Origin of the sequence: uncultured Campylobacter sp., from assembly GCF_937890585.1 — a bacterium.
Taxonomy (GTDB): Bacteria; Campylobacterota; Campylobacteria; order Campylobacterales; family Campylobacteraceae; genus Campylobacter_A.
Window position 1 is genome coordinate 1 of the sequence record NZ_CALACG010000325.1, and the last position, 10,424, is coordinate 10,424.

Genomic DNA, 10,424 nt, shown 5'->3' on the forward strand with positions numbered 1-10,424 from the left:
GGTTTGGATCAATGAAGGCAGGTAGTGAAACATTCTTAGGGGGTAGGGGGTTATTATTAGCTTGTAATTTTAATAGCTTGTAATTTTCTTGGCTTGTATTATTATTACGCGCGCATACATTATATGGCGGTTCAAAAATTTCTGCATCGCCGTTAAAATTTTCTTTAACGGCGTTTAGATTTTCTTTATCGGCGGTTAAAGGATTTTTTAACGGCGGTTGTTCTTCGTTATTTAGGGCAAGTAGTTTGATTTTTCTATTTGTTACCACTGCTCCAAATTTTTGTAACTCAACTTCAATGTAGCCACATTTTTTTAATTTAGAAATAGCACCTGAAATCCAAACCGATGTTTTATTTAGTTTGCTCGCTAAGTAGTCATTATTGGCGTAGCAGTACCCCTCTTTAGCTGATAATGAAGAGATCAAAAGCAACAGCCTAAGCTCGTTTTGTATTCTTTCATCAAATAGCCAAGAGTTAAAACAAACGGCATATCCATTTTGCAAATTATCACTCATCTTAGCCCTTTCCAAATTTCAATAAATGTGTCAAGTATCGCCATAACACAAAGAGCAACTAAAAGATATAATGGAGTATTCATTACGCTATCCTTTCAGTAGGTTTTAATATTGACGTGCTACATCCGCTTATCACATCTTTTTTTTGATCCGATCTCGACCAGGAAACCGCGCGCTATTAGCTCATTAACACGTCCGCAAACGCTATTTATTGCTACGTTATACCAACGTGAAATTTCTTGCCTTGTCGCACCCTCTTTGTGCTGGCAAAACATCTCATATACGGCTCTACGTTTGCCGCTTAGCTCTGGTTTTAGTTTTTTGTATGCCTCTAGGCTGTTATTCGCTACTATTTTTAGCCTCCTTTTGCTTTAGCTTGGTTTCTTGTTCAGATAGCCATTTAGGGAATTCTTTACCCCATTTTTTAAATGGGACAAGCCTCCTATTACGATCTCTAAAATTTGGGTTTGGCTTTCTGTTGCCATTCATAACGCTTCTAGGCATTGACGTTTTGCCATACTCTTTCAACAGTTTTTTTCTAATATTTTCTCTTAAATTTTTCATACACCAATGATACAATACGTGTCTTTATATTTTTCTTAAAAAGAAACCAAACGTGTTTTTAATTCTTGTATAATGATACAAACGGTATCAAAAAGGAGACGTTATGGCGTTGGCTGAAATACTCAAATACTATTTAAATAAAAGTGGTGACACGGCAAAAAATATTGCCGAAGAGTTAGGCGTAACTAGAGCAGCTGTAACTAATTGGAGCAACGGTATAAGAAGTCCAAAAGACGCAGCCCAGTATAATGCTCTATCTGACCGCATTGGAGTTCCAGTTGATAAGCTACTGGATGATACTTTTTTGGAAGACCACGAAATAGCAGAGCTTTTTTCTGATGATATTAAAAATAAAAAATGGCAACTTAAAAGAATTAAAAATTTAATTACGATTAACTATTATGAAGATGTTGAAGCTTCTGCTGGCTACGGCGTAGTTAATGCAGAAATAAAGCCATTGCAAGTAGATGTAAGCCCTGAATTTTTAGAAAATGTCTTATCTATTCCTCACTATGGTAATATTGATGTAATCAAGGTGCGTGGCGATAGCATGGAGCCTTTTGTGAGTGACGGTGAAAGGGTAGTAATAGAGCGCGAAGCAGAACCAAAAAATGGGGATGTAGTAATAGCAAACTATAACGGCGATATTTACGTCAAAAAATTTTTTAAGAAGCCACCAAAAAAATATATAAAGCTAAGTTCAATGAATAGTTTTTATCCTGATATTGAGCTAGAGGGTGACGAGGTTGATAGCCTCATTATTGTTGGCGTAGTTCGTGCCAAATTTAATCTAAAAATTAAGCTTTTTTCATAATAGTCGATTTGTGAATGGAGGCTGGCTTATTTTAAAAAATAATTTCAGCCCACACAAAGAGGGCTACGAGTGCGAGATACTTGGCAAAGTATGCGGTAAACTCCATTGCGAAGTATACAAAGGACTTACGTTTTAGGATTATGGGATAAAGTAAAAATATAGTAGGCGATTATTAGCATGATAGTTTCAACGAGATTTTAGAAAGGAAAAATAATCTGTGGCAGCATCGAACAAAGAGTTAATAGAAACTTTTCAAAAGGCGATAGAGCAGACAAAAAGACACCCCTTTTTATTTTTAGGCTCAGGCTTTTCTATGCGCTATATGGGGACACCTACATTCGAAGAGCTACTTAAACAATTTACAGGCTTTATCAGCGACGATGAGTATAAATTTGCTTCGTATGGCACAGCTGAAAGTTCTCTGCCACAAATAGCACAAGAATTAGAGAAAGACTTTAATGCAAATTTCTTCAATAATGATACTTTTATGCCTATGCTGAAAAAGCAAAATAATGTGCTTATAAAAAACAGAGTATCGCCATTTAAAATAGCCCTAGCGAGCTATTTTCAGAAATTTACAATAGAAAAAATAAAAACTGACGATCCGCAAATATCAAAAGAAATAGAATTATTAAAAAGAATATCTATTCGTAGTGTTAGCGGCGTAATAACTACAAATTACGACAATTTGGCTGAGAGTATATTTGAGGGCTTTCAAAAGTATATCGGGCAAGACGAGCTATTTTTTGCGGGCATTCAAGAAATATCGGAAATTTATAAAATACACGGATGTTGCACCGACCCAAAAAGCATACTCATAACACAACAAGATTATGATAAATTTCATGAAAAAGACAAATACTTAGCCGCAAAACTTATGACTATTTTTTTAGAATATCCAATTGTTTTTATAGGATATTCAATAAATGACGAAAATATCAAAAGGGTTATAGAAAATATAACAGAATGTCTAACTCAAGATCAATTAAAAAAATTAAGCGCTAGATTATTTTTCGTAAAAAGGTTGCGTGATGGCGACGTGCAAGGCATTTATACGTACATGTTAAACGGATTAACTATGACGCAAATTTCTACAAACGATTTTTCTCTGGTTTACGAAGCTATAGGTAATGCAAGGTCTCAATATAACCCAAGAATAATTAGGCGGTTAAAAAAGGATGTCTATGACGTCGTTATGTCAAACAGCTCAAGTGGCTTGATAAGGGTTGTAGGGCTTGCTGATATTGACGACAAGCAAGAGATTGATAGTGTTGTTATTGGAGTAGGTAAAGACTACTACGGCAAAGAGCCTACAGCTGCAGATATTTACAGAGATATTTTATTTGAAGATACGAAGTTAGATCCAAAAAGGGTTTTAGAGGACTATATACCAAAACTAATCACTCAAAGCACCAAAATGCCTATTTTTAAGTATATAAAGCAAATGAAAGATAGAGGTGAGAAGGTAGTGTTGTGTGATAAAGTCAATGCCCTAGTAAATGATTTTAGACAAAGAGGGGCTACAGCCCTATACAGCAACACCGACAAGAAAAAGATCAATAAATACGGTGCCACATATATGGGAAAAACCATAAACGATTTAGTCGATACTGAAAACAATAACGACCCATTGCCCCCACACAAGGCCTATACTTTTGTGTATCTATTGCAAATAGAAAATATAAATTTAGATGACTTTTACCGGCTTTTATGCAGAACACTGGAAGAGAAAAGCTCTATAATAAACGACAGTTTTTTTAAGAAAATGATAAGACTGTATGATTATTTAAAATATGGAGTATAGATCGTAGCCCCACCCCTTGCCTATTAGCCCATTATCATCTAGGATAGTCCGCCCAGGTAGTCAGCGAGGCATTGCACTCTCTATTTGTAATTCTAACAAAAAAGAGTAAATGATTGCATAAAAATTAAATTAAATTAAAAGAATTGAAAAGAAATGAAAAGCATTTTATTACTAGCAATGCTGTATGCGTCGCTCTTTGCTTTCCCTGCAAAAGTCATAAAAATATCTGACGGCGACACTATCACTGTGCTAAACGGCAAAGAGCAAACAAAGGTCAGACTATACGGCATTGACGCTCCAGAGAAAAAGCAAGACTACGGACAACGATCAAGGCAATTTTTGGCTAGCCTGATCGCAGGGCAAGTGGTAGAAGTAGAGCCAAATGGCAAAGATAGATATAAACGCACGCTAGGAATTATCCACCATAAAGGGCAGGATATAAACGCTCAAATGGTGCTAAATGGCTACGCTTGGGTTTATGTGAAATACTCGAGAATATATGTAGATCAAGAAAAAACGGCTCGTGAGAAAAAGCTAGGACTTTGGCAGAGTAGCGATCCTACTCCGCCGTGGCAGTTGAGAAAACGTTAATTTTTAGGCAGTCTTAGGATTAGTGCTACTCCGTTATTGTCGCCTTTTTGTGTTAATATGTTAGTGGCTACATCATTTAATCTTATAACCACGGACGAGTCTTTTGGCATATTAAAATCAATATAATAGGTTGGAGTGTCATCAATAAAAGCACTCTCGGCTATTAAGTTTTTTACTTCGGTGCCAGTATCATTAATTATTCTAAACATTACAAAGAAATCAAATTTAGAAATACTTTGTTTTTGAAAATTCTCTATTTTATCACGCAGTCCCCTCGTTGCAATAACTAAAAGATTATTGTTTTGGTCTTTGCCTATTTTTAGCTCAGCGCCTTGTATTTCCGTTTCAAGTACGTTTTTGCCAAAATAAACTGGTATAACAAAAGAAGCCACAGAATCCATTTTTACTTTATAGCACTCTTTAAACTGCGCTCCATTAAATACTTGCGGGATTTTTAATTTTAAATCAATAAGTGCTTTTGACTCTTGCCTAGAATCTTCATAAGAATTACACCCAGGAACTTCAACGTTTAATGTTGCCATTCTTGCTTGGTTATCCCCATTGAGCGCTGACAACGGTATATCTGTTAAAACGGCTGTTTTACACCCCGCAAAAAGAAACCCGATTAAAATTAATAACAAAAACCTATTCATCCTTTACTCCTTGATAAAGATTTGTATTTAGAATTATATCATAAAGGCATTTTTAAAAAACATAACATTAAGTTATCTTTAATATAACCTTTGGGAATATTCTCTTCCCACCATGGGCGTGGAGAAAACGCTAATTTTGATTAGCGTAAAATTTAGCGACTTCACATAATTTTTCAGAATAGGCATAAATATCCTCGATCCTATTAAGTTGAAATCTTGTTTCATTTTTCTCACTATCCATTATGCCTAGTTGTTTTTTATTGTCAGTAAAATATAATCTACATATCGGCTTTCGGTTATTATCATTAAAAAATATTGCAAAGTAAGACTGAGCATCTCTATGTGTTATATTCTCTACATTTGTGACCGCTGCCAATATTGCCCTAACAATATAAAAAGCGTCTAGCTCCTCTTGTGTTGTTATGATTTTATTATCGTCCTCTTGTGGCGGTAGCGGCTCGACTTCTTTTTTTGTTTCTTTATCTAATGCTGACGTCAGTCTATCCCTTACCATATCATTTATGCGTTGAGCAAAAACCGCTTTTAATAGTGGTGTTATTTGGTCTATTCTTTTCTCAGTGGCTACCTGATCGCTTATTTTTTTGAAAAAGAATGCTGCAAATTCGCGGCTAGGGTTTTCAAGCTCTGCTGCTACGATTTTATCAAGCTGGTTTGTGTATTTTAGGTTGTTCGCCGTGTTAAAAATATTTTCTAAGTCAAAATTCTTTTTGTGAAATTTCTCAAGCTCAAACACTTGTGTATCTTTTATCTTTGTTATATCAAAGCTTAAAAATGGCGTTGTGTCCATTATATTTTTTTTCTTCTAAGTCGGTATAAAATTTATAATCACGACCGTTTGTCAAAATCGCAAATTTAGCCTTGCTGACATTAAAGTATCTAAGCAGCTGTGACTCGTTTTTGGCATTAAGCTCCGCCCCTATCTTTTTACACTCAATTAATAGCACTGGCTCGTTATTTTGAAAAATAGCATAGTCTATACGCTCGCCTTGCTTTGTGCCAATATCTTGTGTGTATTCTGGCATTACTTCTAATGGGTTAAAAACGTCGTAACCTAGAGCCCTAATAAACGGCATTATAAAAGCATTTTTTGTCGCTTCCTCTGTCGTTATACTTGCCGCTAATTTTTCTATATTAGTGGCTATATCTTTTATTTTTAACTTTACTTCATCCATAAAACACCTCCTAATGCAAAAATATTAAATTGATTATATCACAAACACCATTTTATTACAGCGTCTATTTTTGACACATAATGTATCATTTTTAAGGAAACAATAAGGACACGTATTGTATCATTCTCTCATCAAAACAAAAAAACGTTTTGTAGGCTTCAAGCGTAAGCTGACAGAGTGAGCCTCCTGCGAGTTGCAGGTCAATCACGTTTCAATCTGAAGCGGATATAGCGAGCCGAAACGTCGCTATTCGGTATTAGCCCTGATTTAGGATAGTTTTTCACAGGGTTATTAATAAAACGAAAAACACCACTTTTTCTAATAAAAGCCTTGCTTGCTTGGAGTAGGCGAAAGCCCACTAACATTTAAAAGTTGCTTTTGCAAGCTAAATTAATTTTTACCATATTCAGACAGCGGTGGCGAGCAAGGTTTCTATTAGAAAAAGGAGCTGTTATGCAAAACATCAATGATTTAGAGCAGGCATTAGAGAGCCTAAAAGCACTTATCAAAGCCAAAAAAGACTACGAGAAATTAAGTTCCAAATACGCCAACGTAAGTTTTAAAGACGTCACTCGCTCACAAAGAGCAAGGATAAATGAGCGTTTAGGTGACGCTACGTTTGATGTGAAAGTCAAAACTGACAATCTTCACGCTGACTTAGTTGATGCTGGACTTTGTGAGATGAAAGAGCGCTATGAGCAAAGAGAGCTAGGGCAAAATGCGGGCTTAGGACATATATACCGCGCTGCGTATTTGCCAAAAGTACCAAAGAGATACAAGGAGCTACAAAAATGAAAAAGATAATTAGATTTTTTCGCATAGTTTTCAGCAATGGCGGCGAGATCAAAAACATCGCCTATCTAAATATCAAAAGGAGCTAAAAATGAGTTTGGGATATGATCTGGCACGTGCCGAAAACGACGTAAAAAATATAAATTTTGAGCAAGAATACGACGAGCTAATAAGTGATATTTCGGCAGTTTGTAACCGCTATTACGATACTTTTAAAAATGGGTTTGGCGATAACACTGGAGCGATTATCGATTTATTAATAGAAAGATGTAGCCAAGACTTTTTCGCTTACGCCGCCTTGGTTTATGTTATTTGCTCTGAGTTTTTATATACCAACGATGGCTTTTTAAGCCACACAATGTCCTACCAAGGAAGTTTAAAAAAGCTACGAGAGGAGGCTGAAAGAGATGCGCTCTTATATTCTGATGAGGCTTGTTGAGTTTTATGGCGAGCCTGGCATGACTGTCGGTGAGTTTTTAGAAATTGTTAAAAAATTGAGAAATTTTTAACATAAAAGATAAATACGTTAAAAAAAGGATAAAAAATGGAATTAATTGTAACTTACGAGGCGCAAACAGCAGATAGTCAAAAATTGACTACTAATTTTGAGGAACTAAAAGCTGAAGCTAGCAGGCAGGTAGAAAAATATTCTATCAATGTAACTGAGGAAAACATCCCTGAAGCCAAAAAGGTGATGGCAAATTTCAATAAGGTTAAAACAGAGATTGGCGAGCGATATAAATTTTATATTGATAAAATTTCAGCCCCAGTAAATCAACTAAAAGCCGAGAAAAAAGAGATCGAAGCTATCATCACGGACGGCCGCCAAAAGATAGCAGATGGCGTGGCAAATTTTGAAAACGCCAAGCTTGAAGCAATTGCCGCAAGGATAGCTGAATATACAAAAACTCTTTGCGACGAAAAGCAGCTAAATTTTGAAAGGATAAACATCGCCGATCTAATCAAGCTAAGCGCGGTAACGCCTACAGGCACTTTGGCAAAAGCTACGAAAGAGGCGATTGAGGCAAAAATACAAGCTCTTGAAAATGAAATCTTACAAGCCAAGATCGCAGAACAAGAAAAAGCAGCTAGAGATGCCGAAATAGCCGCACAAGCAAGACGAGAAACAGAGGAAAGAGCAGCTAGAGAAAAGGCGGAGATGGAAGCAAGAGCTGCACAAAGGGAAGCTGAACTACTAGCAAGAGCCGAAAGAGAAAAACAAGAGGCTATCGAGCGCGCGAAAGCCGAGCAAGCAAAACCAAACCCACAAGCTTTTTGTGACGCACAACGTGAAATTTTACAAAAACCACGCGAAGCCGAAAACGGCAAGGCTATCTACACTATCCGAGCCGAGTTTGAGGTCAAAGCTCCAGCAAACGCTCCGCACGACAAGCTAACGGACAAGATCAAAGAGATGTTAGCCGCGGCGGGCATAACCAATCTAAGTAAAATTGAGGTGTTAAATGCTTGAGATAGATTTGAGCGAGCTTAAGGGGTTTAAATTCCCCCTAAACACAATGATAAAGGGGCTATCAAACAAAGACTATCACGAAGCAGGCGGACTAAGCTCGACCCGTTTTGATTTGATAAGAAAAAGCGTGCGAGTCTTTAAATTTAGGCATCTGTTTGATACGTGGAAACCGTGCTTTGACGAGGGCACGCTTTGCCACGACTGCATTTTGACGCCCGAAAATATCGATAAAACATACATCAAAAGCCCGACGCTAGGGCTTGATACTAAAAAGGCTGAGGCGTTGCGAGAAGCCAACCCCGATAAAATTATAGTGGCTAAAGGGATGATAGAACACTACCGAAACATCGCAAACGCCGTTAATAAAATCGTGCCATTTTTAAAATACGCAGACAAAGAAGTGAGTTTTTTCCACTACCACAAAGATGCAGATTTGCTTATGCAAGCGCGCCCTGATATTTATATTCGCAAAATGGGACTGCTTTACGATCTAAAAAGCACGAAAGCTAACAACAAAGACGAGTTTGAGAAGTTGATCGAGCCGTATAACTACGACTTATCGCTAGCCTACTATACCGACGTTTTAAATTTGTGTGGGTATAAAACTTCACTCAAATACACGGGGTGGCTTTGCGTGCCTAAATCTGCGCCGCATATCCCGTTTTTAGTGCGGGCAAGCGAGGAGTTGTTAGAAAAAGGGCGGAGTAAGTATCAAGAGCTTTTAACGCGGTATATGGACTACATCGCCGCCGAAAAAGAATACGGCGAGGAGGATATGGAGCTTATTTATTCCGACATCGCCAAAGATGAGGCGCACAGCTACGAATACCGTAAAGAAAATTACATAAATGCGGCTTAAAATTTGAAAGGATAAAAAATGACGGAAGAAAAGGTTTTGTATCTAGTTAAAAAGCTGGAAAAGAACATCAAAAAAGAGATTTTTAGTATTTTTGATTATATGTTTTACGACTGCGTAGATGATAGAAATTACGAGTATAAAGTAGTTTACGAATTAGTCTATGACGAAAAAAGCCAAAAATGTAGCCCCTGCTTTTACGTTTATTATGGAGATTATCGAAAAAGTGATAAGCATAAATTTGAAAACAACAACAGATCTCTTCCAAAATATAAACACGGTGATAAAGCTATACAGAGTTGTTGCTATTTTGAAGCCGCAAACAGAGACGATAATTATTTGGATAGCGTTAGGGTTGCGGCTTATACTTTAGCTAGGCTTATGCATTTTTCTAAAAAGTATGACAAAAAACTAAAAAAAAGGACAGACAATGAGTAACGACCTAATAACAGCAGAAGTGCAGCGGTTTGAATTAGAACAACGCAAGGCAAAAGCTTTTAGTTTGTCAGCCTTCTTCCCAAAACACTTATGGGGGCAAGGTCAAAACGCAGCGCAAATATCAGTGGCAAACGCAACTATTGTCTATGACATAGCCTACCGAATGAATTTAAGCCCACTTGAGGTAGCACAAAGTATTTTCATCATACAAGGCAAACCTAGCTTTGAAACAAAATTTTTAGTCGCGCGGCTAAACACAAGTGGGCTTTTAAAAGGCAGGCTCAATACGATCGTATCCCAAGATGGGCAAAGCGCATATTGCGAAGCGATAGACGCCCAAACAGGCGCAGTGCTAAGAGGCACTACGATCACTATGGAAATGGCAAAGCGCGAGGGCTGGCTAAGCAAGAACGGCTCAAAATGGCAAACAATGCCAACACTAATGCTGAAATACCGCGCACAAAGCTTTTTCATAAATGAGTTTTTCCCCGAAGTCAGGCTAGGACTTCGCACAAAAGAGGAAATACAGGACATAGTAGAGGTCGAGGAAGTAAGCGACCCAAAAGAGACGTTTAAGCCCGACCCGACGCAAAACCTAAACGAGCTTTTGAGTGGTTCGGAAAGACCAAACAGCTCAGTTAGTGCAAAAAATTCACAAACTGAATACATTGAAGCTGCGCCCCTTGAAGTTGAAATCGCAACTGTAAAAGAAAATTTGACAGTTGAGCCAATGC

13 protein-coding genes and 1 pseudogene are annotated in these 10,424 nt (G+C 37.3%); 9 read left to right on the top strand and 5 right to left on the bottom strand.

Going from position 1 to position 10,424, the window contains the following annotated elements; all coding sequences use genetic code 11:
• On the bottom strand, positions 1–514 hold a 514-nt coding region (locus Q0296_RS09745), incomplete at its 3' end, for a helix-turn-helix domain-containing protein (protein WP_298040020.1).
• 339 nt (positions 515–853) lie between these two features.
• Positions 854–1,078 carry a hypothetical protein gene (locus tag Q0296_RS09750; protein ID WP_298040022.1) on the bottom strand — a complete coding sequence of 75 codons (225 nt, stop codon included), beginning with the start codon at positions 1,076–1,078 and terminating at the stop codon, positions 854–856.
• A 103-nt stretch (positions 1,079–1,181) separates the two neighbouring features.
• Here Q0296_RS09750 and Q0296_RS09755 point away from each other — a divergent pair, with 103 nt between their 5' ends.
• The 3 genes from Q0296_RS09755 (at position 1,182) to Q0296_RS09765 (ending at position 4,287) form a co-directional block, all read left to right on the top strand.
• Positions 1,182–1,892, top strand: a complete 711-nt coding sequence (locus Q0296_RS09755) for a S24 family peptidase (protein ID WP_298040025.1) — start codon at positions 1,182–1,184, stop codon at positions 1,890–1,892.
• A gap of 217 nt (positions 1,893–2,109) precedes the next feature.
• The gene (locus Q0296_RS09760) at positions 2,110–3,696 is read left to right on the top strand and encodes an SIR2 family protein (RefSeq protein ID WP_298040028.1); all 1,587 of its coding nucleotides are present in this window, start codon (positions 2,110–2,112) and stop codon (positions 3,694–3,696) included.
• A 153-nt stretch (positions 3,697–3,849) separates the two neighbouring features.
• Complete coding sequence (locus Q0296_RS09765; RefSeq protein WP_298040031.1) at positions 3,850–4,287, top strand: thermonuclease family protein; 438 nt, start codon at positions 3,850–3,852, stop codon at positions 4,285–4,287.
• On the opposite strand, the gene Q0296_RS09770 is transcribed toward Q0296_RS09765, so the two are convergent.
• The 3 genes from Q0296_RS09770 to Q0296_RS09780 form a co-directional block, all read right to left on the bottom strand.
• Entirely contained in the window at positions 4,284–4,940 is a 657-nt protein-coding gene (locus Q0296_RS09770; protein WP_298040034.1) for a hypothetical protein, read from the bottom strand. The two genes, Q0296_RS09765 and Q0296_RS09770, sit on opposite strands and share 4 nt — an antisense overlap.
• 130 nt (positions 4,941–5,070) lie before the next feature.
• Positions 5,071–5,694 (bottom strand): hypothetical protein, encoded by a 624-nt coding sequence (locus Q0296_RS09775; protein ID WP_298040037.1) that lies wholly within the window; start codon positions 5,692–5,694, stop codon positions 5,071–5,073.
• 25 nt (positions 5,695–5,719) lie between these two features.
• Positions 5,720–6,133 (bottom strand): type I restriction endonuclease, encoded by a 414-nt coding sequence (locus Q0296_RS09780; RefSeq protein WP_298040039.1) that lies wholly within the window; start codon positions 6,131–6,133, stop codon positions 5,720–5,722.
• Between the two features lie 453 nt (positions 6,134–6,586).
• Here Q0296_RS09780 and Q0296_RS09785 point away from each other — a divergent pair, with 453 nt between their 5' ends.
• The 6 genes and pseudogenes from Q0296_RS09785 to Q0296_RS09810 all read left to right on the top strand — a co-directional run.
• On the top strand, positions 6,587–6,928 hold the full coding sequence (locus Q0296_RS09785) for a hypothetical protein (RefSeq protein ID WP_298040042.1): 342 nt from the start codon (positions 6,587–6,589) through the stop codon (positions 6,926–6,928).
• Positions 6,929–7,016: 88 nt separating this feature from the next.
• Positions 7,017–7,364 carry a hypothetical protein gene (locus Q0296_RS09790; protein ID WP_298040045.1) on the top strand — a complete coding sequence of 116 codons (348 nt, stop codon included), beginning with the start codon at positions 7,017–7,019 and terminating at the stop codon, positions 7,362–7,364.
• A gap of 105 nt (positions 7,365–7,469) precedes the next feature.
• Positions 7,470–8,396, top strand: a complete 927-nt coding sequence (locus tag Q0296_RS09795; protein ID WP_298040048.1) for a DUF1351 domain-containing protein — start codon at positions 7,470–7,472, stop codon at positions 8,394–8,396.
• Entirely contained in the window at positions 8,389–9,255 is an 867-nt protein-coding gene (locus Q0296_RS09800) for a PD-(D/E)XK nuclease-like domain-containing protein (protein WP_298040050.1), read from the top strand. Before Q0296_RS09795 ends, Q0296_RS09800 begins: the two co-directional genes overlap by 8 nt.
• Before the next feature lie 18 nt (positions 9,256–9,273).
• Positions 9,274–9,690, top strand: a complete 417-nt coding sequence (locus Q0296_RS09805; protein ID WP_298040053.1) for a hypothetical protein — start codon at positions 9,274–9,276, stop codon at positions 9,688–9,690.
• Positions 9,683–10,424 (top strand): annotated as a pseudogene (locus tag Q0296_RS09810) (hypothetical protein); the annotation flags it as partial. The gene Q0296_RS09805 and the pseudogene Q0296_RS09810, both read left to right, overlap by 8 nt.

Coding starts and splice junctions, on each gene's coding strand:
- Q0296_RS09750 (WP_298040022.1), bottom strand. CDS start 1,078: ATGAAAAATTTAAGAGAAAATATTAGAAAAAAACTGTTGAAAGAGTAT.
- Q0296_RS09755 (WP_298040025.1), top strand. CDS start 1,182: ATGGCGTTGGCTGAAATACTCAAATACTATTTAAATAAAAGTGGTGAC.
- Q0296_RS09765 (WP_298040031.1), top strand. CDS start 3,850: ATGAAAAGCATTTTATTACTAGCAATGCTGTATGCGTCGCTCTTTGCT.
- Q0296_RS09770 (WP_298040034.1), bottom strand. CDS start 4,940: ATGAATAGGTTTTTGTTATTAATTTTAATCGGGTTTCTTTTTGCGGGG.
- Q0296_RS09780 (WP_298040039.1), bottom strand. CDS start 6,133: ATGGATGAAGTAAAGTTAAAAATAAAAGATATAGCCACTAATATAGAA.
- Q0296_RS09785 (WP_298040042.1), top strand. CDS start 6,587: ATGCAAAACATCAATGATTTAGAGCAGGCATTAGAGAGCCTAAAAGCA.
- Q0296_RS09790 (WP_298040045.1), top strand. CDS start 7,017: ATGAGTTTGGGATATGATCTGGCACGTGCCGAAAACGACGTAAAAAAT.
- Q0296_RS09795 (WP_298040048.1), top strand. CDS start 7,470: ATGGAATTAATTGTAACTTACGAGGCGCAAACAGCAGATAGTCAAAAA.
- Q0296_RS09800 (WP_298040050.1), top strand. CDS start 8,389: ATGCTTGAGATAGATTTGAGCGAGCTTAAGGGGTTTAAATTCCCCCTA.
- Q0296_RS09805 (WP_298040053.1), top strand. CDS start 9,274: ATGACGGAAGAAAAGGTTTTGTATCTAGTTAAAAAGCTGGAAAAGAAC.